This window comes from Bombilactobacillus bombi (genome assembly GCF_013607485.1).
Lineage (GTDB): Bacteria > Bacillota > Bacilli > Lactobacillales > Lactobacillaceae > Bombilactobacillus > Bombilactobacillus bombi_A.
This window is the reverse complement of the sequence record NZ_SCHP01000003.1, coordinates 1-25,677: the sequence shown is the minus strand read 5'-3', so window position 1 is coordinate 25,677 and position 25,677 is coordinate 1. Positions and strand designations below refer to the sequence as shown.

Below are 25,677 nucleotides of genomic sequence, written 5' to 3'. Positions count from 1 at the left end.
GCTGAAAAGTAATATTAATAAAGCGTCTTTTAATCTAATTGATTAAGAGGCGCTTTAATATTATTATGATAGTTATTTATATACGTAAATTTGTAGTGTTGTTATAATTATTCTAACTGCAAAAGAGAAGGTAATAACAATGTGTACAAGTATTTCTTTAACAGCAGACAATGGGCAAGTATTTTGGGGTCGGACTATGGATTTAAATGTTGGCGTATTTGAAGATGATGCTGGATTGCCTGCTGAAATCATTAATATCCCTAAGGGTGCTAAAATCACCAGTCGCTTGAAATCTTGGCAAAGTAAATATGATGTGATGGGCATTGGGTCAGCTAAGAATCTTAATATGTTTGATGGGGTTAATTCTGCCGGTTTAGCTGGGGATTTACAGGTATTACTGGAGAGCAGTCATGGCTCCTTACAACAGTTACAAAAGCGCAATTTGCAGCCGCTCTTGGGAGAAGAATTAGTTACATTTGTTCTATCTAATTTTAAAAGTGTGGCCGAAATCAGACAGCACATTCAAGAATACGGGCTCTTATATCATCCTTATCGCCATGGTTTTATTCGTTCACAGTTTTCGGGACACTATGTTTTTATTGATGAAACTAATGACAGTGTCATATTAGAGCCGACTGATCAAGGTGCATTTAAAATTTATGATAGTGTAGGTGTGATGACAAATAGTCCGGAATATATTTGGCATGTGACTAATTTGCGAAATTATGTTAATTTAACTAATTTGAATCCGCATAAGAGTAGAATTGTTTATAATAATCGTCTGGCATTAACTCCGATTGCGACCGGGACGGGTTATGGCATGTTAGGTTTACCGGGTGATTACACTTCACCTTCACGCTTTGTTCGGGCTGCCTTATTGGCTAATAGTTTAGAGAAATTCCCGGCTCAAGATGGGATGAACCAATTATTTTCTGTTTTACAGTCTGTTATTGTCCCTCGGGGTATTCAGCGTGGCTACAAAAATAGCCCGGTGAGTGATCATACTCGTTATTGGGTAGGTTATGATTTAGCCGCTCGGAAATTGTTTGTCCGTACCAGCCTGGGTCTGGCCTTTAATACTAGTACTTTAACTTTGGGCCGCTCCGGGATTACGCGAACTAAAATCAAGATATCTAATCAGGTAATTGAATTGGATTAATAATTTATTTTTTAATAGGTGGTTATAGTAAAGAAAACAGGGTAGGATATTTCGTCCTACCCTGTTTTTGTGAGTTAGATAAGTAATGCTTAGGAATTTTGTTTTTGGTAGTTAGTCACATACTGATCCAATTCTGCTAAGTAGATTTGTTTTTGTTCAGGACTAATCCAAGAAGTTGTAAAGGAATTACGAGCTAATTGGACAATTTGCTCTTGAGTTAAATTAAATTGTTGTGCGATTGCGTAATAATTGTCGTTAATATAGCCACCAAAATAAGCAGGATCATCTGAGTGAATGGATACGGGCACACCTTGAGTTAATAGTTCAAGAACTTCTTTACCCTTCATTTCAGGAGTAACAAAAGTGTTGGAGAGCGGACAAGAAGTTAGGCCAATATGATTTTTAGCCGCAAAGGCTACTAAATCAGCATCTTCAACTATGTTGGTGCCGTGATCTAATCTTTCAACTCCCATAATTTCTAAGGCTTGTCGGATATGCTCAATGGAATCTTTTTAGTCAATATCACAATGCGTAGTTAAATGCAGACCTGCAGCAGCAGCATCTTCAAATTGACGGGCAAATTTTAAAGGTGGATTGTTGTGTTCATCTGAATCTAAGCCAATGCCGATAATTTTGTCTTTATAATGTAAGGCTTCTGCTAAGGTCTGACGGGCGGATTCTTTGGAAAAATCACGCAAAAAACACATAATCAAGCGGGCATCAATATTTAAAGCACGCGCGTCAACAGTGGCTTGATATAAGCCGTTAATGACAGTAGCAAAATCAATCCCGCGGCTGGTATGAGCCTGGGGGTCAAAGAAAATTTCGACATGGCGGACATTATTGGCTGCTGCTCGCTTTAAGTATGCCATAGCCAAGTCATAAAAGTCGGCTTCATGTTGTAAGACATTCATAGCGGGATAATATACTGCTAGAAAAGAAGCCAAATCATGGTAATTATAAGTCTTTTTAATTTCAGCAATCGAAGTTTGACCAATATCAATGTGGTTTCGTTGGGCTAATTTTAATTTTAATTCAGGTTCTAAAGTACCTTCAATATGCAAATGTAATTCTGCCTTGGGCAGGCCTTCGGTAAATTGTTGAGTGACAGTAGTGGACAATATGACTACCTCCTTGAATTAATGTTCGTTTATAACTGAATAAATTTAGCATATCAGATTTTATTAAGATTTTCAATGATTAAAATACGAACTTTAGTGTTGTATTTTAGAAAAATGTATGGAATAATACGGACATAAACAAATTCTGATAAGGGGTGTTTAAAGTAGTGATGAACGATAATCAGGGTATTTTAGATCAGGTCTTTCATTTATCTGAACAACATACGACTGTTCATAGAGAGATGTTGGCCGGTTTAACGACCTTTGTATCTATGGCTTATATCTTGTTTGTTAATCCTAGTATTTTAGGTGCTTCAGGAATGGATAAGGGCGCTGTTTTTACAGCAACAGCGCTTTCGGCCATTATTGGCTGTTTGTTGATGGCTTTTTTGGCTAATTATCCAATTGCTATTGCTCCCGGGTTAGGTGATAATGCCTTTTTTACTTATTCAGTGGTTTTGGGAATGGGTATTTCCTGGCAAAAGGCTTTAGCAGGGGTATTTGTTGCCTCAGTACTTTTTACGATTTTATCCTTTTTTAAAATTCGCGAAATTGTTATTGATGCAATTCCCCAGGAATTAAAATCAGCGATGGCGGCTGGAATTGGTATTTTTATTGCTTTTGTCGGCTTACAAGGTGGCGGTTTAGTAGTTGCTAGTAAGTCTTCTTTAGTCGCAATTGGTTCTTTTACCAAACCTACAACTTTGCTAACTATTTTTGGGATTTTTGTTATTGGAATTTTAATGGCTCGAAAAATTCCCGGGGCAATTTTTATAGGTCTAGTAGCCACTACGCTTTTAGGATTAGTTACCGGTTTAATTAAAGCCCCACAACAATGGATTTCTTTAACGCCGAGCTTAAAGCCAACTTTTGGTGTGGGTATTGCTAATCTGTCGATTATCACGGATCCGCAAATGTGGGCGGTAGTGCTCATTTTCTTATTAGTAGCCTTTTTTGATACTGCTGGGACACTGATTGGTCTAGCTCAGCAGGCTGGAATTATGAAAAATAATAAAATGCCTCGAATTGGTCGCGCTTTAATGGCCGACTCGTTATCAATGTTAGCAGGTGCAGTTATGGGCACTACGCCTACTTCAGCTTATGTAGAATCTTCGGCTGGCATTGCTATCGGTGGGCGTACTGGTTTAACAGCTTTGACCACGGGCGTCTTATTTGTTTTGAGTTTGTTATTTTCGCCGTTATTGACAATTGTAACTAATCAAGTTACTGCGCCTGCTTTAATTGTTGTAGGAGTTTTAATGATGTCATCCTTGCGCGAAATTGATTGGGATAAATTTGAAGTAGCCTTGCCAGCTTTTTTGGTAGTGATTGGAATGCCGCTGACATATAACATTTCTTATGGTATTGCCTTTGGCTTTTTAACTTATCCTATTTTAATGACTGCTGCTGGGCGTCGCAAAGAAGTTAACCTAATCACTTGGATTTTATTTTTTGTCTTTATTTTATTACTATACATTTTAAATATTATGCCGAATGGAACTACCGCATAACTGGGGAGGAAATTTTAATGACAACAGTTGATCAACTAGAATCATACATTACTGCTGGTGCCGCAAAAATTCCGGCTGATTTGGTGATTGAAAATGGTACTTTAGTAAATGTTAATACCGCTGAATATTACGCTGCTAATGTAGCTATCTATCAGCAACGCATAGTCGCGGTAGACCAAGATATCACGGCATATATTGGACCGCAGACACGCCATATTAATGCCGCAGGTAAATACTTAGTTCCTGGACTGATTGATGGCCATATTCACGTGGAGTGCAGTAAATTAAGCATGACACGCTTTGCACAGGCAGTAGTTCCTCATGGAACTACCAGTATAGTGACTGGCTTGGATGAGTATATTTCAGTTGTAGGAATAACAGGCCTAAAAGAAATTTTTGCTGAAATCAAGCAAACACCGCTAAAAGTTTTTTGGGGATTGCCTTATAAGACGCCCTATACTATTCCTAAGTCTACAATTGCTTATGAAGTATCCGCTCAAGATCATGAAACTTACTTACCGAAACCTAATTGCTATGGAGTTTGGGAAACCGTGCGTGAAGCAGTTCAATTAAAGGACAAAGATACTTTAAAAGCATTAAGCCTTGCCCAAAAATATCATAAACCTATTTTTGGATGTTCACCCATGGCGACAGGTGTTGATTTGAATGAATTTTTAATGAGTGGAGTCCAAATTGATCATGAAAGCTATAGTCCTGAAGAATTACTAGAAAAAGCCCGTAAGGGCCTTCACGTGGTTCTAAGAGAGTCGTCGGTAACTAAATTTTTACGTAAAAATATCCAAGCTTTAACTAAAGGCCCTGCCGGGATAGCTCGCCAGATGAGTTTTTGTACAGATGATGTGACAGCGCATGATATCCTAACTCAGGGTCACTTAGATCATTTAGTGCGCTTAGCTATTCAAGCGGGTGTAGACCCTATGACTGCAATTCAGATGGCAACGCTCAATAGTGCCCAGGCTTATCAAATTGAACAAAAGGTTGGCTCAATTGCGCCTGGTAAAGACGCGGATATTCTTTTGATAGATCGTCCGGAGTCATTTCAAGTAGAAACAGTTATTAGTAAAGGTCAAGTAGTTATGTTGCAAAAGCAGATTCTACCGAACTTTCAACCGCCTCAACGTAGTGCACATCTACAAGCAACAGTGCAGCATGCACCACTAACGGAGCATGATTTTGCTTATCCAGTAAATATTAATAAGGGCCAAGTTACAGTTCAAACAATTAATAGCGTAGGACCCTTTGTTAGAAAACGGCGCGATGTTCAATTGGCTGTACAAGACGGCTTAGTATTACCTAGTGTGCAACAAGATACAGCTTTGGTGTCCGTTATTGAACGCTATGGCATCAATCAAAATCATGCTCGCGGCTTTATTTCGGGTTGGTCACTACAACAAGGTGCTATTGCTACGACGGCTGCTCCGGATGACAATAATTTAGTAGTTGCTGGCGTGGACACAGATGATATGGCTTTTGCGGCTAATACACTCATTGAAAATGGGGGTGGCCAAGTGGTAGTTGCAGCTGGGAAAGTACTAGCATTTTTAAAATTGCCGCTTGCCGGTATCGCTAGCGACTTGCCGCCGCAAGAGTTAGCTCAAAAAGAATTAGAATTAAAAGCTGCCGCTGAACAATTAGGCTGTCATTTACCCGATCCCTTATTTTATTTATCATTTCTTCCCATCACGGCAATACCAGATTTAGCGATTACTGATGGCGGAAATGTTGATTATACACATTTAACTTATTTTGACCCCATTTTAGACATGCATGCCGAATAACTTTTCCCTGAAGGGTTATGTACTAGTTTACTTTTAGATAATTTTTGTGCTAAAGTAGATTAAATTTACACTATTATGGAGGTAAGAAATTTTGGACCGTTCGGAGAAGTTTACAAAATTGGGGCTCACTTTTGACGATGTGTTATTAATTCCTGCTGCTAGTGATGTTTTACCTCGTGAAGTGAATACCGCAACACAGTTGGGAACAAACTTACATTTGAAAATACCGGTATTAAGTGCAGGTATGGATACTGTCACAGAAGCTCCCATGGCAATTGCTTTGGCTCAGCTGGGAGGATTAGGCGTAATTCATAAAAATATGAGTATCGCCGATCAAGTTAAGCAAGTTACAACAGTAAAACAACGTGCATCTTTGTCGGCAGATTCAGCAGTTGACGAAAAAGATCACTTGTTAGTGGCGGCCGCTATTGGTATTTCTGAAGAAACCTTTACTCGGGCTCAAGCTTTAATTGATGCGGGCGTAGATGCAATTGTAATTGATACAGCTCACGGACATTCTCAAGGTGTTCTAAATAAAATAGCCGAAATTAGAGCTACTTATCCTCACCAAACACTTATTGCTGGTAATGTTGCTACAGCAGCTGGCACGAAAGCCTTATTCGAAGCTGGAGTTGATGTGGTAAAAGTAGGAATTGGACCAGGTTCAATTTGTACTACCCGAGTCATTGCTGGTGTGGGTGTACCTCAAATTACAGCAGTTTTTGATGCAGCACAAGTTGCACAACAATATGGTAAACAAATTATTGCTGATGGGGGAATTAAATATTGCGGTGACATTGTAAAAGCCTTAGCAGCTGGAGGTAATGCAGTGATGTTGGGCAATATGTTGGCCGGAAGCCTGCAAGCACCTGGTGAAGTCTTGACTGATGAAAAGGGTAATCAATATAAAACCTATCGGGGAATGGGATCCGTAGCTGCTATGAAAGAAGGCTCTTCAGATCGTTATTTCCAAAGCAAAGTTCATGAAACTAAAAAACTAGTGCCAGAAGGTATCGAAGGAAAGTTGCCTTATAAGGGCGATGTGAATGATATTATCTATCAAATTGTCGGCAGTTTACGTTCAGGTATGGGTTACGTGGGAGCTCATACAATTGCTGATTTGATTAATAAGGCTCAATTTATCCAAATTACTAATGCTGGTTTAACAGAGTCACATCCACATGATATTACAATAACTAAACAAGCTCCGAACTATCACCGGTAATTTATTCTTCTTTATCTTTATAAGAAGAGTAAAAGTAAAACTAGAAATAGCCGCAAAATTGAAAAACATATTTTGCGGCTATTTCTATGCAGCACAGAGTCCTAAATCTAAATTAAAATAGGAAATTTAAGGTGCAATTTGGTGTATCATCGTGCCCATGTCCAGAGCAAAACGGTTCACATATCAACTTAAATTAATTGGTAGATTGTATTAAAAAGATTACGGATTAACTTAAAAAATATTATTAGATACTTAGTTCGTCGCCATCTTTAGCAGCAGATGGGAGGCGACTACGATGCAATAATTGATCGATAAAATAAAACAAGTGTCTATCTATTCTCCCACAATAATGCAATGTCTCTCGATCGCTAGTATTGTCTAAAAATATGAGAAACTTCAATTATGATGAGAGCTGTCTTATTATTTTAATATGAATTTGAAACTGTTTTAGAAAACTAATATAAAGAATTATATACATAATTTAAAACTCTATTATCTCGAGCAAATAATGAAACTTTTCTCCTAAACGTATTGTCAAGTTGCTTCATGGCTAATTTTGTTGGGGCAAGAGTTACTTTGTTTACAGCTAATGATTTTGGCAAAATTGTTACATAATTTGATCTTGAAACTATGGAAATAGTAGACTCACTATAATCTACTTCAATAATTTTAGGTGCAGTAATATTCAATTCATTATAAATTTGAACTATACGTTTATGTATAGGACAATATTTAGGGTACATTATAATGTTTAATTTTTTAATATTATTAGCACTAATACTATTTTCCTTAATTCGTGCAATATCTGGGTTTTTACTAGAAAATACTAAGCAGTAAGGCTCCTCAAATAACTTTATTTCTTCAAATTTTCCCAGTATTTCTTTTTTAAAAGCAGTATCCATTAATATAGCATCAAGTTTTTTATTGTTAAAAGGAACTATTAAATCAAATATTTTATTAGTTATATTTATTTTTTTGAAATTTGATATAGATATTGCAAAAAATGAAGGATACATGTATGAAGAAATACTATCTAAAGTTCCTATCTTTAGATTTTTCATGTTAATATTGTTGTCTTCAATAATGTTATTACGCAATTTTTCAAACTGATCTATTATTTTTTGAGCTTCTAAGTATATTTTTTGACCATCTAATGTTAATTCCATTCCAGTTGAACTTCTTATGAATAATTGTTTACCATAGTAATTCTCTAAGTTCTTTATTTTTTTACTTATTGCTGGTTGAGTTTGCATTAGTATACTGCTAGCTTTATTAATACTTTTTAAATCAGCTACAGCTATCAATATGTATAAAAGCTCAATATTAAAAGAATTGATATTTATTATGATTTCTCCCCCATATATTTTAATTTCAACGATATTCTTATAAGTTATACCCCCATATTATAAATCAATTATTCTATATTTAAAATGTAAATGTTATTCTTCTTTTAATAAAGGAGGTGATTTTTATATGCGTAGCAAAACTACAAGCTTTATCAAATATTCTAATATTTTAGAAGTTCTTTTCATGCATTACCTATAGCTAAAAATAAATTAAATGATGAATCTACTATATCAAAGAAAAATATTTTGTGTGTCATTGAAAATCTATTAAAAAATTTAAATATTAATACATCAGTTAAGCTCGTAGACAATATAAATTATAGTCTATCAGGCAAAGTAAAGTATGATAATTTTTTAAAATAAAAATAGGAGTAGAGAATATGTCAAAAAAATACCTTTATGGCTTGTTACTTTGCCTGGTTTCCGTTTTATCATGGGGTGGGATGTTTCCAGTTATGGCTCCCGCTTTAAAGATTATTGATCCATTTTATTTCACATTACTAAGATATGGTAGTGTTGCAATCATTTTTGCCATTATCTTATTAATTGTAGAAGGACCTAAAGCTTTTCAAACTGAGGGTCAAACTGGTAAATTATGGATTTTCGGCACCTCAGCTTTTGCTGGCTTTAGCTTTTTAGTATTTTTAGGTCAACAAATTGCTGGATCATCTGGTTCAATTATTGCTTCGGTTATGATGGCAGTTCAACCCTTATTAGGTGTACTTGTGAGTTGGGTATATCGCGGAGTCAAACCTACTACAGTCTCACTTATTTCTATGATTGTAGCTGCTATTGGTGTATTTATGGTCGTTACTAAGGGTAACGTTTCAGTTTTAGTTTCTGGTCATAATACAGTTTTAGCAATGGTGCTAATCTTATTGGGAGCTTTATGTTGGGTTATTTACACTACTGGCGGTGCAGATTTTCCTGAATGGAGTATCTTGCGGTATTCTACTTTAACCTCAATTTTAGGAGTGTTTTCTGTTATAGCCGTATTAATAGTAACAACTGCAATGGGGTGGTTGAAGGTACCAACAATGACGCAAATTGGTGGTGTCAGAAACGCCTTATTATATATGATTAGTCTTGCAGGAGTCATCGCAGTTTTTGCTTGGAATTTAGGTAATCGTATTGTTACTCCCATTAATGGAATTCTTTTTATGAATTTGGTGCCAATTACTTCTTTCATTATTACCATAATTAATGGTTATCATGTTTCATCATTTGAAATAATTGGTTGTTTAGTAACTATTGGGGCTTTGGTTGGGAACAATCTTTATAATCGTTATATTACAAAAAAGAAAAGTCAAGCAACAGCACAAGAAACTGTTAAATAAATGAGCATAAAAAACGAAGTTAGCACGTTCTTCGTCAAGGCAGTTCCCTTCCTGGCAAAATAGCTTACTGGATTGATCCTACTATTTTAAAATTCCTCAGCCAAGGTTATAAAATAATTATGGTAACAGGTACTAATGGCAAAACGGTAACAACGGCATTAATTAAGAATATTTTACAGCAAAAATATTCACATGTTCTAACAAATGCAAGTGGTTCTAATATGATACAAGGGATTATACGACTTTTTTAGCTGACTACATTAACGGAGAACAATGCTATAAAATTGCAGTTTTAGAAGTTGATGAATCAAATGTAGAAATAACTTGTTTTTCTATTACTCCTAGTTATTTTATTCTTACTAATATTTTTAGAGATCAGATGGACCGCTATAGTGAAACTTACACAACACTTGACAAAAACAGTAGCAAGTATTAAAAAGCTCCAAAAGAGTAGTTAATTATTAATACAGATGCTAATGTTTTCAATTTTACTAATTAACCAATCCAAAAATTTATTACGGCTTTAGCGATTATGGCAAAGAACAAAAAGATTTATTGGCACTAAGGAACGTAGATGGTGTCTTATGTCCTTATTGCAGACGGATTATGCATTATCATATTTTGACTTATAGTGGTTTGGGCAGCTACTTTTGTTTAAATTGCGAATTCAAACGACCAAAGATGAAATATCAAATTATAAAATTGATTAGCTTATTGCCTGATAAATCTGAATTTTCTATTAATAATAGTATATATTCAATTAATATTGGTGGTTTATATAATGTTTATAATATACTGGCAGCCTACGCAATAGAGAGAATTTGGTATTAAAAATTCTCAAATTAGGCAATCATTGTCTAAAAATAAACGGATCTTCGGTCAGCAAGAAGTTGTTCAATTGGATAATAAATAGCGGATGATTATTTTAGTAAAAATTCCCGTGGGATTGAATCAAGTAATCACAATGTTAAAAAACGATTCGATTAATTATTGTGTAAGTTTTGTTTTAAATTCTAATTATGCTGATGGATTAGATACCAGCTTGATATGGGATGGTAATTTAGAAGAATTGCCTTTTAACAGGATTAACAAAATAATTACTGGTGGCGAACGTGGTCATGATTTTAATTTTTGCTTTCAGGTTGCAGGAGCTCCAGAAGCGAGACTTTGGAACTAAGCAAACCTTGATCATTTGATTGGTGCATTGAGACAGCAATTATGTGGAAAGATTTATCTTCTTGCAACTTATACTGCAATGGTGCAAATAAGAAATAAGCTGCAATGTTAAATAAAATAACAGGAGGCGTTTTTACAATCCTTTATTTTATCAATATTACACAATACGTGTTAAATAGTTTGTAATTGTTGGTTATAACAAATGAAAAATATTTTAATGGGAATAAAACCTTTTAAAATAATTAATTTTCTTAAAGGAGAAAGAATATTATGGTTACAAAAGTGGGTATTAATGGTTTTGGTCGAATCGGTCGAATGGCTTTACGGAGAATTTTTGAAGTAGCAAAACATGACTTAGAAATAACTGCGGTTAATGATTTAACTTCACCAGAGATGTTAGCACATTTATTAAAGTATGATACTGCACATGGTATTTTTGACCATGAAGTTTCAGCAACTGATAATGCGATTGTTATTGACGGTAAAAAAATACCTGTATATGCTGAGGCTGATGCGCGTAATATTCCTTGGGTTAAAAATGATGGCGTTGAATTAGTTCTTGAAAGCACTGGATTTTATACTTCTAAAGAAAAAGCACAGGCTCATTTGGATGCTGGAGTAAAAAAAGTTTTAATTTCAGCACCTTCAGGTGACATGAAAACTATTGTGTATAGTGTTAATGATGATACTTTAACCAAAAATGATCGAATTATCTCGGCAGCTTCCTGTACTACTAATTGTTTAGCACCACTAGCTAAAGCGGTAAATGACGCTTTTGCAATTAAAGTTGGTACAATGACCACTGTACATGCCTACACTGCCACCCAAAAGTTGCAAGATGGTCCTGATCGTAAGGGCAATAAACGTTCAGCTCGCGCAGCAGCTGAAAATACAATTCCTCATTCTACAGGAGCTGCTAAAGCAATAGGTTTAGTAATTCCAGAATTACAGGGTAAGTTAAATGGTCATGCACAAAGAATACCAGTTATAACTGGCTCTCTTACTGAATTAGATGTGGTTCTGAGTAAGAAAGTGACAGTTGAGGAAGTAAATTCTGCTCTCAGAAAGGTCACCTTAGGTAATGAATCTTTTGGCTATAATGATGAAGATATTGTTTCTTCTGATGTTATTGGCTCTCAATATGGTTCAATTTTTGATCCTACTCAAACAGAAGTTGTGACAGCCGGTGATTTACAAATGGTCAAGGTTGTAGCTTGGTATGATAATGAATCGGGCTTTACCGCACAAATGATTCGGACATTACAAAAATTTTCAAATTTATTATGATAAAATTGAGCTATTTAAAAATATAAATAGCAGATTCTATAATTTATGATTATAAAAAGACTTTTTAGTTACTTGATTTAGAAGTAAATTCAAAGTCTTTTTAATTTAATTGATCTCGCAGATTCTATAATTAATCCGAACAGCTTTAATCTAAAAAACCCAAAGTAATTCCTTTACAATGGTAGTTACTACACAAACCATGAAAGAAGGATTATTTTGAGCACTACTACTTTAACACAGTTTGACCGCGGAGCGATAGCTCTTTTACACCAACAAGGTAAAACACAGCAACAAATCGCTACTTCAGTGGGCATAGCGGACATTCTACAATTAGTTCTTGTTATAATTAATGTTGGAACTTTCGGCATTGAGTTAACCAGATTAATTATAGAATTGATGAAATTCAACCAAAAAAATAACCGCCATGACTTTGACCAGTTAGCGGTTATTAAATAACTGTTATTGCGTCACCGTCTTTAAAACGGCTCTACATAAGAGTTGGTGTTACAGCACCAGCTCTTTTATTTATCTACATTATAGTATATCTGGTTTTGTTTGAAAGATGTTTGCAGATGAAAATGAGGAAAAGAGAGGGAAAATAGCTTATTTTTAAAAGCAAGCAATATTAGAACTAATTAAAATTTGATTTTATCAATCAGCAACTATCAATCAGAGTTATCATAGAGCTATGATATAATAATTTGGTAAGAAGTTTTATGGGCGGTGGCTGTTGGATCTTCAAGGAGGTGCTTGCGTATGAAGATACGGAAGAAAACTCATGAAAGGATATAACAGCACTCTTGAGTACTTTTCAAGTTTTGTCACTGATGATTTCATTTGCACTATTGGTAGTAGCAATTATGGATCATCATGATGACAAATAAAAAAGCTGTCCTCATCATAAACTTTAGTCGGTTATAGGACAGCTAATTTGCTTCTATAATGTATGGCTACCGCTCTTAAAGCGGCTTACATCAAGAGTTGGTGTTACAGCGCCAGCTCTTTTATTTATCTACATTATAGCATATCTGGTTTTGTTTGTAAGATATTTGCAAAGATCAAATTAATAATATTCTCTTTTTGAATTTCAAGCTTTTTGTACGTTTATGGCATCGACTGCATAGTTACTTTAGCTATAGAATTAATCAAAAATTAGTTCAAAATAATCGCCTACACTATAGTTGTACTTGATAAGCTGATTAATATTATTTTCTTGTAAAAATTTGTAATTTAATTCCAATAAAAGACATCATATCAACACCGCCATGAAGGCAGTAATATAAATTTTCTTTCATAAATAAAGTAGCAGGGTAATCTGATTAGTAAAGTTATATGTGACTTTAAAAAATTAATTATCTCCAAATTAAAATTCAACTTTACTGCAAATAATATTAATACTATTCTAATGTTATCGAATTAATTAGCAATGCAAGCTATGCAAAGGTTTGATAGGACACTACTTTCACAAATCAACTTTTAAACCGAAAGGACTTTTTGAAATTGTTGTTGGATAGATGATAATTTTAACATAATCTAAGGATAACCACTTTTTCCAGTTCTATGTACATCAGTCTAGAATGGATTTTCAGTTAATTTTGGAAAGATTAAATAATAATTATAAATGGAGTGAGCTTGAATAATATTTAAAATAATTTCATTCTCTGTTCAAGGAGCTGATGAGATGGAAATAAGACAATGCAATAAAATATTAATGATTATAATCTGGAGTATTTTTGTAGCTTTACTTACTGTTCAAATACCGAACATTATTGGCAAATTAACAGACGCATTTTTGAATAATAGGAATATTGATTACTTTCTCTTAACACTATTTGCTTTTTTGATCTTATCTAATTTACTAGCGTTAATTAACGAGTATTTAACAGAAAGAATTGGTTGTGATTACGCTAATGAAACCAGGCAGAAACTGATAAATAAGTATTTTACAATTAATTATGAAGCCAATATGGAGTATCAAAATGGAGATTATCGACAAATATTCTCTAATGATATTAATAACCTACAGTTAATGTTTTCTAATACAATACCAACATGTGTCCAGCAAGTCACAATGTTTATCGGAGCAGTTTATTTTCTATTCTGCATTAATAGTTGGTTATTGGTATGTGTGCTGCTCTCAACCTGTATTTATATTTTTCCATTTAAATTTTTCGGTAGAAAACAACATCAAGCAATACATGACTTTAGAAAAGCACAGGCTGATTTACAAGGAATTGTAGATAATACTAGTGATAATAAAGAAGAAATATATCAGTATGATAATATTAACTTTTTTGCACGTATTTATAATGAATTACAGCAAAAATGGGAAAAAGCTTTTTTACAAATAGACATTTCAAAAAATTTATTTAAAACATTTCCCAGAATATTAGATGCATTATCTCCGGCTTTGGCCTTGCTAGTTGGTGGCGTTATGAGTATGAATCATATTATTTCTATGGGACAATTGGTTAGTGTTATTGGATTAATATCATACATAAATGCTCCTTTTAAAGCCTTCTTTTCAATCTTTGTTGACCTACAGCAAGCCATGATTTCTAAAAAGTCTATTGAAAGCTATTTAAATTCTACTGAAATAACTACAGGATCTAAAGAAATAGGCGAAGTAAAGAAGATAGCTATCTTTTATGGTTCTAAGTTGGTTGTAAATGCGTTACCAGGTATGCATATTTATTTGATTGGAGGAATCGGTTCGGGAAAAACAACCTTTTTGCGGGGGCTATGCGGAGAACAAAATAACTCCAAATATCAATATATATTCAACAATTATTTATCAACAAAAATTAAAAAAGAATTTCTTAAAAAACAGATAGCCTTTGTTGACCAGCAAACTATAATTATCCAGGGAACTATTCGCGACAATATCTTCTTTGCAGAGAATACACATCTATCTGAGGAAGAAGCGCTATTTTTAAGCAATTGGGCTAAAAGATTTCCTGAGGGTCTAGATACAAAAATTGCTCCAGGTGCTTACCAATTATCAGGTGGAGAAAGACAAGTTATATGTATTTTTCGTTCTTTAGTACAGTCACATTCAATCTTATTGTTAGACGAAATCACGTCTTCCATGGATCATGAGACAGCAAGACAAATCAAAACGTTAGTTAATAAGCATCGAGATACTATTATTTTTGAAGCGCTACATAGAACAGAGGAAATCGGCATAAATGACACAGTTATGCTTTTTAAGGGCGTTAATTATCCACCACTTTTTGGTAAGTATGGCAACATAACAGGAGATTGATGTTAAATGAAAAATAATTCTGATTTTTATAATGTTCTTTGGCATGGTAATCATGGGCGCAAGCTACTTATTTTCATAATAACTATAATAAGATCTACTATTCTATTATTGCCTCCTATTTTAACTAAGGTGGCCTTGGGTAGCTTAATACCTAATAAAAGGGCGAATGAATTACTTGTAATTACTTTATCATTAATAATAATTCCACTGATGACTTGTGGATTAATTATTTTGGATTTATATCTTTCTTCTTTTGTTATCAAAAATAGCAAGGAATTTCGAGAGCATATCTATACTAAATATTTAAGTTGTTTTTCAATTCAATTAAACAAAGAAGAGGTAATACATCGTTTATTAAAGGAAACAGAACAAGTTACCGGGATGATTTTTCGGGGCATTGGCAATCTTTTATGGTTAAGTACAACTATTGCAATCGGATTTGCTCTTATTTTATTTTTTAACCTAAAAATCGGTCTTATCTTGTTGCTTGTTAACGTATTTGAATATACATTTATATATTTACAATCATATCGCTTGGAAAAAAGTAATTCCAAATATTTATCACAGGAAACTAGCTGGAATCAAATTTTAGATACTTCCTTTTCCGGAACTATTAGTATCCGTAATAATTCGAATTTTGCAAAATTTATTAAAAATAGATGGCATCAACAAGCAAACAGCTTATTTAAAAGTCAACTATTGATAAATAAACAAACCGCTTTTTTGAACTTGCTTCAAGGGGTTTCAGAAGTAATATGTACTCTGGTAATATTCTTAGGACTAATCTGGTACGTTGGCTCTGACAGCAAAGTAAATACGCTGGCCAATGTTGTTGCAATTTATCAAATATACCAATGGATTGTGCCGGCAATGGCAGTTCTTGTATCTTTAATGATTAATTTTCAAGAGAATAAACCTGCTATTAAGAGAATTAATGAACTGAGTAGCCAAATTAATGAGGCAACTTTTTTTGAGGGAAAGGGGGATATTACTCATCCGTTTCCTATCACTATTAAAGATGGATCTCAATTAATTAATGGTTCTATACTTCAAGGAAAAGTTATTATTAACTCTGGTGATAGAATTCTGATAAGCGGGAAATCTGGTGTGGGTAAATCTTCATTAATTAATACGGCATTACTGTATCCAGTGGATAAAAAAGACAACCTTTGGAGATCAAAAATCGTTACTTTTAATGATGCTCATTTTAAAGATGTTTCCAGAAAAAATTGGCAAAATTTTTGTGTAATAATTCCTCAAAATATTAAACTCTATAAAATGACGCTATTAGATAATATTTGTTTGGGTGAAAGTGTAAAAAATAGTCGCAAAGTAAAGGAAATTTTAAAAATTCTCCATTTCTCCGCTAATCTCAAGGATCGATTACAAGAAGTGATTCACCCAGATGGCAGAGGATTATCTGGCGGACAAATTCAAATGATTGGCATAGCCAGAGCATTAATTAAGTTACCAAAACTAATTGTCTTTGATGAAAGTACTAGTGCGTTGGATTATAAACTTGAAAGAGAAATTTTCTCAAATATTATTAAAAAATATCCAAAAATAACTTTTATATTTATATCACATCGGAATTATTCTGCAACCCAATTATTTACAAGGCATGCGATACTTTATTCTAAAGGAAATAACGTGATTTGGAGTGAGCGTAATAAGAATATCTGTTGAGCTTAATGGAATCTGTAAACTTTGAGGACAAGGGACTTTGAGGAATCAACAATTGCTTCTGATACATTCAGCACGTAAATAATCAGCCTAGTATAAAAATTTTTAAAAAAATAACCGCCATGACTTTGACCAGTTGGCGGTTATTAAATAGTTAATATTGCGTCACCGTCTTTAAAACGGCCCAGCATGAGTTGGTGTTCGAGCATCAGCTCTTTTATTTACCTAATTATAGCATATCTGGTTTTGTTTAAAAGATGTTTACAGATTATATCTTTAATCTACTGTTTAAAAATACCAGATCTTGTATAGAGTATTAATGCTATGAGGATCATAATAGCGACAAATGGTCCAATGCCACTATATCCTGTAAATTGTTTGAATAAAATACCACCTGCAATACCTGCGATGGTTTCTCCTAAATACATGGCAGCATTAGATAATGAGGAAATTGTACTTCTTTCGTTTTTGACAGTACTTTGCAGAGTTGTCATGAATAAGGGGAAAATAAAACCATTAACTAAAAATACTATAGTCAATAGTATTTCTGCCGACCAAAAGTTGTGAACTAATGGTGTGAGTAAATATAAAACAATTAAAGCAATTAATTCATACAGAAACGTTCTTTCTAATCCGAGCTTATTTACTATTTTGCTACCGGTTAAAGATCCAATCAAATTACCAGCACCGATTGCAATCATAGCAGTACCAACACCTGATAATGATAAGCCAAAGCTACCTGTAAACCAAGTTGACACAAATGTTGTTGCTGTGAAAGAGCCTGTTTGAAATACACAATAGGCAAATAAGTAGCTTAATGCCAATCTATTATTAAGAATTTGTACATAAGTTTTTAAAAATGATGAATGTTCGCGTTTTCCAATTTCTAATTCCGGTAATGCGTAAATTAATAATAATAATAAAACTATTGACGCTGCAGATATTACATAAAAAGGTGTTCGCCAAGAAAGTACCGCTAAATAGCTACCAATAGGAATGCCTACTAATTGGGAAACTGACAAGCCTGCAGTAGCATAGCCCATTACCTTTACAATATCTTTTTTATCAACAACTATGGGAATAGATGCCCATACTTGCGGTGTAACAAAAGAGGCACTAATACCAGCTAATAATCTGAACAAAAGCATGAAAGGAAAGCTGGTAGCAAAGGCGCATAAAAGAGTAGAAATAGCAAAAGCTAGTAGTCCCCACAACATCACTTTTTTGCGATCACGACCATCTGAAATAGGTCCTGATATTAAAGCGAATACAGCATATCCAATTGCATATGCACTTACCATCCATCCAGAAATAGAAGTAGATATTCCATATAGCTTACTTAGTGTAGGAAGTAATGGTGAAATTAAAAAAGTATCAGTTCCAATTAAAAACATAGTTAGGAAAAACATTAAAGAATATTTTTTCATTGAGTAGCCCTCTTTTGTAGTTTTAAAACTATCAAACAATTTTAATAAAAAAAATACCTTTTTTAAGGTATTAATATTTACAAAGTTTCCAAGAATCCGGGCAATATTTCTTCGATGAAGTTCCTGTTTAAATACACAAATCTATTTTGTCCAGATTTTCTGGTAGTAGTAAGTCCAGCTTCCCTCAAAATTTTAAAATGGTAAGAAACTGTTGACTTATTAATGTCTAAACTCTCTCCAATTTCTCCACAGCTCCATTCCTTATCTTGAGAATTTAGAATTCGAACGATTGTTAAACGTGCTTCATCGGCTAAAGCCTTAAATACTTGAACTCTGATTTCGTCTTTAGTTAATTGTTTGATAATCATAAAATAATGATACTATTGTGATAATTTTAAGTCAATGATATTAAAGAATTTTTGTTTTACAGAACATTTGTATTAGCAAGCTTAAATGAAAAAAGAGAAAAATTCAGTTATTAAAAATTGGTAAATTTCTATTTAAATCCATTTAGAGATGCAAGCATGTCAATTTTTTTGATCTTATTAATTAAAAATCGCAGATTCTATAATTAATCCGAACAAGCTCTAAAAACTTCAATGGCAGTCCGATAATTGTGCAGTTTTAAAGGTCGATTATTAATCAGTTCAATTGTTGCCAACACTTGATCGGCAGTCACTTGATTAAAGTCCGTTTTCTTCGGAAAGAACCAGCGCAGTTTGCGGTTAAAGTACTCATTGCTGCCCCGTTCCCAAGGCGAATAAGGATGACAGAAATAAGTAGTTAAGCCAAAACGCTGCATAAAGCTTCCAAAAACCTGGTTTAAAGACTGGACCGTTCGATCTGGAGCTTTCAGAGCCCAAAGTAAGCGACTGCTGCGTTCGACAAAGGTCACTAAACAAGCCTTGCTTTGCCCACGACTGGATAAAACCGTATCGACTTCCCAATGACCAAACTCTGCCCGCTGATTGACCATTGCCGGCCGTTGCTCAATACTGGTGCCGGTTTGATATTGTCCACGTTTTTCTTGGCTGTGTTGCCGCCGACGATTACGATCGGGCAAGTCCTGAAGCTTAAAATCCAGTTTACCTTGATTCAACCAGTTATAAATTGAAGCTGTCGCTAACTTAAATTTAGTGGCAATCGTTTCCGGGGACCAAGTTAAGCGTAAATGGTTTTCGATCAGTTGCTTCAGGCGCTCATCTAGAATCGTTTTACGGCCACAATGCTTTCTTTTTTGATCGGCATCTTGTTGGGCTAAGAGGGGATCATAAGGCTGCACCCGTTGTAATTCCGTACAGAAGTGGACTTCGCTACACCCACTGCAGTAGCGATTTGTTGCTGTGTTTTACCTTGTTGGTGTAAAAGAGCTATGGCTCCGCGGTCAAACTGTGTTAAAGTAGTAGTGCTCAAAGTAATCCTTCTTTCATGGTTTGTGTAGTAACTACCATTGTAAAGGAATTACTTTGGTTTTTTTAGATTAAGGCTGTTCGGATTAATTATAGAATCTGCGAAAAAAATTAAAATTATGAATCATAATATCAACACCGCTTTTTATAAGATTGGAAGCACAAAATTACCTTCAAATTTTTAATCCATAACTGTAACTATTTTAATTAGAAGATTTTTGTTTTTTCAAAAAAACTATAGGGATTAATCCAAGAATAATGAAATACGAAATTGTAACATATATATTTAAAAAAGCACTTTTAATTTCATGGATCGATATTCTATGGATTTTCCTAATTAATTGAGAAATTGTCTTTTTAATTATAATTTCTTTGTGATCAATTTCCTTATTAACTTTTTTAGCAATCTGTTGACGTAACAATTTTTGTTGTCCTATCGGCATTTTGTCTAGAGATACTCCCTTTTTTGCTAATAAGTTTACTAAATTATTTTCTATAATTGAATCACGTTGAGCTTTTGTTACTTTAATCTTATTCAAATTAATAGTATTTTGATTTAACTTATTAGAGCTATTTTGACTTGCACTAGCTTCAACATTAGAATTTATTTTATGCTTCATTTTACTTTTTATATTGTTAGGTAAATCAGATCTATCAATTTTACTATCTGCATAATTAGTAATATTAGTTCTAGCAGTTATCATATTAGATGATAATAAAGACATACAAATTGCAATCGATATTACTAAGCCTACTTGACGCAAAACATTAGTAACACTTTGTGAAGTGGTCAATTGTTTGCCCGTAAAATCAGATGCTGCAATTACGACGGATGGCCCAGCAATAATACCGTAACCTATGCCTAATAGTATAGAAGCATAAGTTAATTTCTCTTGCCAATCAGTATAAAGTTTGCCTAATAGTACATAACTACTAAAGATAAAAATGAACCCAAATAATAGTAAAAATTTTGAATTTATTTTTTTCATTAGTAATGATGAACCCACTGTGGCAATTAAAACCGTAATAGAATAGGGCAAAATCATTAGCGCAGCTTGCAATTCCGTTAAGCCTTCTATTTTAACTAAATAGGTAGGTATAAGAATTACAAACCCGCCTAGTAAAAAATTACAAAATAATAAAATTAATGCTGCACCCACGAAATTATGGCTGCTAAAGAGTTTTGTATCAATCATAGGATAAGAGAATTTTCTTTCATTAAATATAAATAAAATTAATGAAATCAAAGAAAGAAAAAGAAGTGAAACAATACTAAAAGAATTCCAGCCCCAATCTTTACCTTTAATTAAAGCTAAAGTAAAACTAAACATCATTACAATACTTAATATTGCACCAAAAAAATCAAATTTTTGTGATTTAATTCCTTGTTCTTTACTTTTTTCCAATGGTAAAGCAATTAAGAAAACAATTATTACAATTACTATAAGAGGAACATTTATAAAAAATACCCAGCGCCAGCCTAAATATTCTGTTACCAATCCTCCAATTGTAGGACCAATAGCAGCAGCTAATCCAGAAACACCACCAATTAAAGCTACAATCTTATTCCTCTTATCAATAGATACAGATGATAAACCAATGATACTTGCTAAAGGTAAAATTAATGCCGCGCCTATGCTTTGAACAATTCTTCCAATAAATAGAATCAATAAAGTAGTTGATAAACCACTGACTAATGAACCTACACCAAACAGTGTAAAACCTAATAACATAAAGCGATTCTTACCATAAATTTCGGCAATCCGTGCCATTAATAAAGTTATAGACGAAAAAACAATGGTGTATAAGTTAATTGCCCAAGAAACCTGATTTAAGCCTATATTAAAAGCATCTTGAATTTTTGGAATTGTTATTGTCATAATTGTAGTATCAAGCATGCACAAAAATGCGCCAATACAAAGAATTAACAAAATAATTCCTTTTTTTCCTTGATTTTGCATAAAATCCTCCTTAATTATTGATACAATGTTATCTATTTGATACACTTGTATCAAGTAGATAACATTAGTATAATTAACTTTCAAAGTACTTTCAATAGAATTAATTAAAGCTTAATATGTGTCTATTAAAAATAATTAATGTATCCAAAAGACACAAAAAGGAGAATATGTATGTCTAATCGTATGACTGAACAAACTAAACAATGGATTATTGAAGCTCTATTTCAATTATTAAAAAATAAAGAATTATCACAGATCACTGTACAAGAAATATGCATTCAGGCTCAGATTTCACGTAAAACATTTTATAGACGTTTTAAATCAAAAAATGATGTACTAAAATTATTTTATGAAAGAACAATTTTAGAATATAAAGAGACGGCTGCTAATATTTCTCTTAAAGATTTAAAAGATTTAATCGCTTTCTTTTTTGATTTTTGGAATAAATTCAAAACTGAATTAATAATATTACAAAATAGAAATTTATTGTTTAATCTTCAAGATGAATACAATAGACAAGCTAGGACGATATACTTATCAAACAATTTCCCCTGGCATTTACAAAACAAAAAAAGCAACGAATTAAAGATATCGTTGCTAATGTTTTGGTCTATTGGAGGATTATGGAACATAGTAAGTACATGGCTAAAAGATTATCCTGATAAAAGTTCTAGCGAAATAGCCAATTTAACTATTGAAGCTCTTTCAGAAACGTCAAAATTATTTATCTAAAAACTATTTTCGAACGATCTTACCTGATGCTGTCCTTTGAAAATCCTTATTTACAATAATAACATTTGCAATTCTTTCAAAGCTAGGTAATTGATAGTTTAAAGAATTAATAAACTGGCAGACACTCTTTTTATTGTCCTCATAATTATTATCCACTTCAATATACATTTTGACATATATACTGTCTTTTTTTTCATAAACAACGCATGCCTGAATTAAGGGATTTTTCATTATTTTTTGTTTCAAAAGTTCTGGAGATACATTTTTACCGTTAGAAAGAATTATCAAGTTCTTTTTCCTTCCGGTAATATGCAATCACCCTTATTATCAATAAAACCCATATCTTCAGTATTTAACCATCCATCTTTAATTTTTTCATTTGTTAATTCTGGCTCCTTAAAATAACCACTCATTAAAATGCTGCCAGAAACAAGAATTGTGCCGTTAACAATTTTTATTTTACAATGGGGGTTAATTTTGCCAACTGTATTAGAATTAATATTAGAACCAATACTTATAATTGATGAACATTCAGTCATACCATATCCATTTGTTAACTTAATATTTAAATTATTGAAAAATGTTATTAAGCTTTTAGGGAACATAGCACCCCTGCAGCAAATTTTTTTAATATTACCACCTAGAACTCTTCTAGAACGACGAACCAGATTAATCTTATCCTTTTTTTATTTAAAGGCAGATTACAAGTTTAATCCGAACAAACTCTAAAAGCTTCAATGGCAGTTCGATAATTGTGTAGTTTTAAAGGTCGATTATTAATCAGTTCAAGTGATGCCAACACTTGGTCGGCAGTCACTTGTTTAAAGTCAGTTTTCTTAGGAAAGAACCAGCGCAGTTTGCGGTTAGTATTCCCCCGTTCCCAAGGTGAATAAGGATGACAGAAATAAGTAGTCAAGCCATAACGCTGCTTAAAGCTCACAAAAGCCTGGTTTAAAGACTGGGTCATTCGATCCGGAGCTTTCAGAGCCCAAAGTAAGCGACTGCTGCGTTCGACAAACGTCACTAAACAAGCCTTGCTTTGCCCACGACTGGATAAAATTGTATCGACTTCCCAATGACCAAACTCTGTCCGCTGATTGACCGGTGCTGGCCGTTGCTCAATACTGGTGCCGGTTTGATATTGTCCACACTTTTCTTGGCTGTGCTGCCGCCGGCGATTACGATCGGGCAAGTCCTGAAGCTCAAACGCCAATTGTCCCTGATTCAACCAGTTATAAATTGAAGCTGTCGCTAACTTAAATTTAGCGGCAATAGTTTCTAGGGACCAAGTAAGCGTAAATGGTTTTCGATCAATTGCTTCAGTGGCTCATCTAAAATCGTTTTACGGCCACAATGCTTTCTTTTTTGATCGATATCTTGTTGGGCTAAGAGGGGAGCATAAGGCTGCACCCGTTGTAATTCTGTACAGATAGTGGATTTACTACGCCCACTGCAGTAGCGATTTGTTGCTGCGTTTTACTTTGTTGGTGTAAAAGAGCTCGCTCCCCGGTCAAACTGTATTAAAGTAGTAGTACTCAAAGTAATTCCTTTACAATGGTTGTGTCGTAACTACCATTGTAAAGGAATTACTTTGGGTTTTTTAGATTAAGGCTGCTTGGATTAATTATAGAATCTGCGTTACTAAATTAAAAAGAAAAAAACTTGACATGGAGTAAACTCCAGCATTTATATTTTTGACTGGTAAATATTTTTTATGATATTTACACATCTAAGGAGGTTTACAAAATGACAGAATTAAATAGATTAGCATTAGGAAAGAAAACTTTAGCAAGCGTTGATGGACCGGCAGCTGATAATGTTATGAATTCATTAAAAGATGTTGCTCCCGATGTTGGTAAATATATTTTTGAATTTGCTTTTGGCGATATTTATAATCGACCTATTTTAAATTTGAAACAAAGAGAAATGATTACAATTACTAGTTTATTAACTCAAGGAGATACTGCTGCACAATTGGATGTACACATAAATGCGTCTTTGAATGTAGGGTGGAAAAAAGAAGAAATCATAGAAACTTTTATTCAATGCATACCTTATGTAGGGTTTCCAAAAGTTTTAAATGCTATTAATGTTGCTAAGGAAGTATTTAAAGAACGTGAATAAAACAGATATAGTAAATATAGAATTTTTATGTCAAAAAATACTGGAATCAAAACATCTTGTTGCCTTTACAGGAGCAGGTGCATCTACAGATTCTGGAATTCCAGATTTAGACGGAATAAATAATATTTTAAAAAGTGATGGTTTATTTAGTTATTTACATTTTCACCAGGGAGTTTTTGGTTTACTAAATCCTAATTTTGCAATAAATAACTCGGTAGAATTTTATAGATTGTATAGAAAAACTTTTTTAAGCCTTATGCTATTCCCAGTACTACACACATGGTGTTTGCTGATTTAGAAAATGCAGGTATATTAAAAAGCTTAGTAACAATGAATATTGATACATTACATCAAAAGGCAGGTTCAAAAAACGTTATTGAATATTGGGGAAACATGCGTTTGAATAGGTGCTGTAAGTGCAATAAAAAATATGATTGGGATTTAGCAGCTTATGATCAAAAGAAAATGCCAATTTGCAGCAGCTGCGGCGGTGCGGTAATCCCTGAATTTGTTTTACGTAATTTAGCTAGTTACTCGGAGGCAGTTAAAAATGGTGAAGAAGAAATGAAGAATTCAGACATTCTTATTGTAGTTGGGAACGAAGAGAAATTTTTCTTCTTTTAATAATAAAGGGGTTAAATTTGTTATTAATAGTGATATTAGCCCTTATAAGAGTAATCAGCAGCTCATTAATATAAATAGGAATGCAGCAGAAGTATTCAGACTTGTTAAGGAAAAATTACAGTAATGAAAATAGGGATTTGTGAAAGATATTTTTGCCTTCACAAATCCCTATTGCTAATAAATACAACTTTAAAAAGTTTTCCTACCTGTTATTTACAGTTGCTAATTTTGATTTATAAATATTGATTTTTTGTTCTAAAAACACAATATGCGCTTCTATTTCTTTATTATTTTTTTCTAAACGCTGCTTTTGATCATACAGCAATGACAACCTAGCTTGAATAGTGCTGTCGCCTTTATATCTTAAAATGGAATATTTTTTTATTTGTTTTAAAGGCATACCAGTTTTCTTGAGTCTTTTTATAAATTCAATCCATTTAAATCTGCTTTTGTATAAATTGGGATATTTTTCTTTATTATTTTTGGTTTTT

General features: G+C 33.4%; 22 protein-coding genes and 3 pseudogenes. 15 read left to right on the top strand and 10 right to left on the bottom strand.

Annotation, left to right across the window (positions count from 1 at the left end; translation table 11 throughout):
- Positions 1 to 139: 139 nt before the first annotated feature.
- Positions 140 to 1,159, top strand: coding sequence for a linear amide C-N hydrolase (locus EQ827_RS01465; RefSeq protein WP_181189200.1), 1,020 nt, complete (start codon positions 140 to 142; stop codon positions 1,157 to 1,159).
- A gap of 89 nt (positions 1,160 to 1,248) precedes the next feature.
- Here EQ827_RS01465 and add read toward each other — a convergent pair.
- Positions 1,249 to 2,280: pseudogene (add, locus tag EQ827_RS01460) on the bottom strand (adenosine deaminase).
- A gap of 170 nt (positions 2,281 to 2,450) precedes the next feature.
- Between add and EQ827_RS01455 the strand changes: the two are divergent.
- From EQ827_RS01455 to guaB, 3 genes are all read left to right on the top strand, one after another.
- Entirely contained in the window at positions 2,451 to 3,791 is a 1,341-nt protein-coding gene (locus EQ827_RS01455) for an NCS2 family permease (protein WP_181189199.1), read from the top strand.
- Positions 3,792 to 3,808: 17 nt separating this feature from the next.
- Positions 3,809 to 5,590 (top strand): adenine deaminase C-terminal domain-containing protein, encoded by a 1,782-nt coding sequence (locus tag EQ827_RS01450; protein WP_181189198.1) that lies wholly within the window; start codon positions 3,809 to 3,811, stop codon positions 5,588 to 5,590.
- A gap of 88 nt (positions 5,591 to 5,678) precedes the next feature.
- A complete protein-coding gene (gene guaB / locus EQ827_RS01445) occupies positions 5,679 to 6,815 on the top strand; it encodes an IMP dehydrogenase (RefSeq protein ID WP_181189270.1) in 1,137 nt (378 codons plus the stop codon).
- Between the two features lie 455 nt (positions 6,816 to 7,270).
- On the opposite strand, the gene EQ827_RS01440 is transcribed toward guaB, so the two are convergent.
- Positions 7,271 to 8,122 (bottom strand): LysR family transcriptional regulator, encoded by an 852-nt coding sequence (locus EQ827_RS01440; protein WP_309109319.1) that lies wholly within the window; start codon positions 8,120 to 8,122, stop codon positions 7,271 to 7,273.
- Between the two features lie 419 nt (positions 8,123 to 8,541).
- Between EQ827_RS01440 and EQ827_RS01435 the strand changes: the two genes are divergently transcribed.
- From EQ827_RS01435 to EQ827_RS01405, 7 genes are all read left to right on the top strand, one after another.
- Positions 8,542 to 9,498 (top strand): DMT family transporter, encoded by a 957-nt coding sequence (locus tag EQ827_RS01435; RefSeq protein ID WP_181189197.1) that lies wholly within the window; start codon positions 8,542 to 8,544, stop codon positions 9,496 to 9,498.
- Between the two features lie 916 nt (positions 9,499 to 10,414).
- Entirely contained in the window at positions 10,415 to 10,675 is a 261-nt protein-coding gene (locus tag EQ827_RS01425) for a DUF1727 domain-containing protein (RefSeq protein ID WP_181189195.1), read from the top strand.
- A 269-nt stretch (positions 10,676 to 10,944) separates the two neighbouring features.
- Positions 10,945 to 11,961 carry a type I glyceraldehyde-3-phosphate dehydrogenase gene (gene gap / locus EQ827_RS01420; RefSeq protein WP_181189194.1) on the top strand — a complete coding sequence of 339 codons (1,017 nt, stop codon included), beginning with the start codon at positions 10,945 to 10,947 and terminating at the stop codon, positions 11,959 to 11,961.
- 216 nt (positions 11,962 to 12,177) lie between these two features.
- Positions 12,178 to 12,417, top strand: coding sequence for a helix-turn-helix domain-containing protein (locus EQ827_RS01415; RefSeq protein ID WP_181189193.1), 240 nt, complete (start codon positions 12,178 to 12,180; stop codon positions 12,415 to 12,417).
- Between the two features lie 344 nt (positions 12,418 to 12,761).
- Entirely contained in the window at positions 12,762 to 12,845 is an 84-nt protein-coding gene (locus tag EQ827_RS09210) for a putative holin-like toxin (protein WP_219912611.1), read from the top strand.
- A gap of 797 nt (positions 12,846 to 13,642) precedes the next feature.
- The gene (locus tag EQ827_RS01410) at positions 13,643 to 15,226 is read left to right on the top strand and encodes an ABC transporter transmembrane domain-containing protein (protein ID WP_181189192.1); all 1,584 of its coding nucleotides are present in this window, start codon (positions 13,643 to 13,645) and stop codon (positions 15,224 to 15,226) included.
- 6 nt (positions 15,227 to 15,232) lie between these two features.
- Positions 15,233 to 16,912, top strand: coding sequence for an ATP-binding cassette domain-containing protein (locus EQ827_RS01405; RefSeq protein ID WP_181189191.1), 1,680 nt, complete (start codon positions 15,233 to 15,235; stop codon positions 16,910 to 16,912).
- A 278-nt stretch (positions 16,913 to 17,190) separates the two neighbouring features.
- Here the strand turns inward: EQ827_RS01405 and EQ827_RS01400 are convergent, their stop codons facing one another.
- The 4 genes and pseudogenes from EQ827_RS01400 to EQ827_RS01385 all read right to left on the bottom strand — a co-directional run bounded on the left by EQ827_RS01400 (position 17,191) and on the right by EQ827_RS01385 (position 21,706).
- Positions 17,191 to 18,336: an MFS transporter gene (locus EQ827_RS01400; RefSeq protein ID WP_181189190.1), complete on the bottom strand. Its 1,146-nt coding sequence runs from the start codon at positions 18,334 to 18,336 to the stop codon at positions 17,191 to 17,193.
- Between the two features lie 77 nt (positions 18,337 to 18,413).
- Positions 18,414 to 18,704 carry an ArsR/SmtB family transcription factor gene (locus EQ827_RS01395; RefSeq protein WP_181189189.1) on the bottom strand — a complete coding sequence of 97 codons (291 nt, stop codon included), beginning with the start codon at positions 18,702 to 18,704 and terminating at the stop codon, positions 18,414 to 18,416.
- A 203-nt stretch (positions 18,705 to 18,907) separates the two neighbouring features.
- A pseudogene (locus EQ827_RS01390) lies at positions 18,908 to 19,749 on the bottom strand (IS30 family transposase).
- Between the two features lie 199 nt (positions 19,750 to 19,948).
- Positions 19,949 to 21,706 (bottom strand): MFS transporter, encoded by a 1,758-nt coding sequence (locus EQ827_RS01385; RefSeq protein WP_181189188.1) that lies wholly within the window; start codon positions 21,704 to 21,706, stop codon positions 19,949 to 19,951.
- Between the two features lie 171 nt (positions 21,707 to 21,877).
- Between EQ827_RS01385 and EQ827_RS01380 the strand changes: the two genes are divergently transcribed.
- On the top strand, positions 21,878 to 22,438 hold the full coding sequence (locus EQ827_RS01380) for a TetR/AcrR family transcriptional regulator (RefSeq protein WP_181189187.1): 561 nt from the start codon (positions 21,878 to 21,880) through the stop codon (positions 22,436 to 22,438).
- Between the two features lie 3 nt (positions 22,439 to 22,441).
- On the opposite strand, the gene EQ827_RS01375 is transcribed toward EQ827_RS01380, so the two are convergent.
- The 3 genes and pseudogenes from EQ827_RS01375 to EQ827_RS01365 all read right to left on the bottom strand — a co-directional run bounded on the left by EQ827_RS01375 (position 22,442) and on the right by EQ827_RS01365 (position 23,977).
- Positions 22,442 to 22,726 carry a hypothetical protein gene (locus EQ827_RS01375; protein ID WP_181189186.1) on the bottom strand — a complete coding sequence of 95 codons (285 nt, stop codon included), beginning with the start codon at positions 22,724 to 22,726 and terminating at the stop codon, positions 22,442 to 22,444.
- Complete coding sequence (locus EQ827_RS01370; RefSeq protein ID WP_258231770.1) at positions 22,723 to 23,106, bottom strand: AMP-binding protein; 384 nt, start codon at positions 23,104 to 23,106, stop codon at positions 22,723 to 22,725. Before EQ827_RS01370 ends, EQ827_RS01375 begins: the two co-directional genes overlap by 4 nt.
- Before the next feature lie 41 nt (positions 23,107 to 23,147).
- A pseudogene (locus EQ827_RS01365) lies at positions 23,148 to 23,977 on the bottom strand (IS30 family transposase).
- A 207-nt stretch (positions 23,978 to 24,184) separates the two neighbouring features.
- On the opposite strand from EQ827_RS01365, the gene EQ827_RS01360 reads away from it, so the two are divergent.
- The 3 genes from EQ827_RS01360 to EQ827_RS01350 are packed head-to-tail and all read left to right on the top strand — an operon-like array spanning position 24,185 to position 25,186.
- Positions 24,185 to 24,562 carry a carboxymuconolactone decarboxylase family protein gene (locus EQ827_RS01360; RefSeq protein WP_181189185.1) on the top strand — a complete coding sequence of 126 codons (378 nt, stop codon included), beginning with the start codon at positions 24,185 to 24,187 and terminating at the stop codon, positions 24,560 to 24,562.
- On the top strand, positions 24,555 to 24,860 hold the full coding sequence (locus tag EQ827_RS01355; RefSeq protein ID WP_181189184.1) for a hypothetical protein: 306 nt from the start codon (positions 24,555 to 24,557) through the stop codon (positions 24,858 to 24,860). Before EQ827_RS01360 ends, EQ827_RS01355 begins: the two co-directional genes overlap by 8 nt.
- Positions 24,842 to 25,186, top strand: a complete 345-nt coding sequence (locus EQ827_RS01350) for an SIR2 family NAD-dependent protein deacylase (RefSeq protein WP_181189183.1) — start codon at positions 24,842 to 24,844, stop codon at positions 25,184 to 25,186. The genes EQ827_RS01355 and EQ827_RS01350 overlap by 19 nt, the downstream gene beginning before the upstream one ends.
- Positions 25,187 to 25,388: 202 nt before the next feature.
- Here EQ827_RS01350 and EQ827_RS01345 read toward each other — a convergent pair.
- Positions 25,389 to 25,677: MerR family DNA-binding protein (locus EQ827_RS01345; protein WP_181189182.1), on the bottom strand; the 289-nt coding region annotated here is incomplete at its 5' end.

What these genes read in the sequence shown, in the direction of transcription:
- EQ827_RS01350 (WP_181189183.1), top strand. Translation starts at nt 24,842, where the DNA reads ATGGTGTTTGCTGATTTAGAAAATGCAGGTATATTAAAAAGCTTAGTA.
- EQ827_RS01380 (WP_181189187.1), top strand. Translation starts at nt 21,878, where the DNA reads ATGTCTAATCGTATGACTGAACAAACTAAACAATGGATTATTGAAGCT.
- EQ827_RS01410 (WP_181189192.1), top strand. Translation starts at nt 13,643, where the DNA reads ATGGAAATAAGACAATGCAATAAAATATTAATGATTATAATCTGGAGT.
- EQ827_RS01455 (WP_181189199.1), top strand. Translation starts at nt 2,451, where the DNA reads ATGAACGATAATCAGGGTATTTTAGATCAGGTCTTTCATTTATCTGAA.
- EQ827_RS01425 (WP_181189195.1), top strand. Translation starts at nt 10,415, where the DNA reads ATGATTATTTTAGTAAAAATTCCCGTGGGATTGAATCAAGTAATCACA.
- EQ827_RS01360 (WP_181189185.1), top strand. Translation starts at nt 24,185, where the DNA reads ATGACAGAATTAAATAGATTAGCATTAGGAAAGAAAACTTTAGCAAGC.
- EQ827_RS01385 (WP_181189188.1), bottom strand. Translation starts at nt 21,706, where the DNA reads ATGCAAAATCAAGGAAAAAAAGGAATTATTTTGTTAATTCTTTGTATT.
- EQ827_RS01450 (WP_181189198.1), top strand. Translation starts at nt 3,809, where the DNA reads ATGACAACAGTTGATCAACTAGAATCATACATTACTGCTGGTGCCGCA.
- EQ827_RS01465 (WP_181189200.1), top strand. Translation starts at nt 140, where the DNA reads ATGTGTACAAGTATTTCTTTAACAGCAGACAATGGGCAAGTATTTTGG.
- EQ827_RS01435 (WP_181189197.1), top strand. Translation starts at nt 8,542, where the DNA reads ATGTCAAAAAAATACCTTTATGGCTTGTTACTTTGCCTGGTTTCCGTT.
- EQ827_RS01400 (WP_181189190.1), bottom strand. Translation starts at nt 18,336, where the DNA reads ATGAAAAAATATTCTTTAATGTTTTTCCTAACTATGTTTTTAATTGGA.
- EQ827_RS01395 (WP_181189189.1), bottom strand. Translation starts at nt 18,704, where the DNA reads ATGATTATCAAACAATTAACTAAAGACGAAATCAGAGTTCAAGTATTT.
- gap (WP_181189194.1), top strand. Translation starts at nt 10,945, where the DNA reads ATGGTTACAAAAGTGGGTATTAATGGTTTTGGTCGAATCGGTCGAATG.
- EQ827_RS01405 (WP_181189191.1), top strand. Translation starts at nt 15,233, where the DNA reads ATGAAAAATAATTCTGATTTTTATAATGTTCTTTGGCATGGTAATCAT.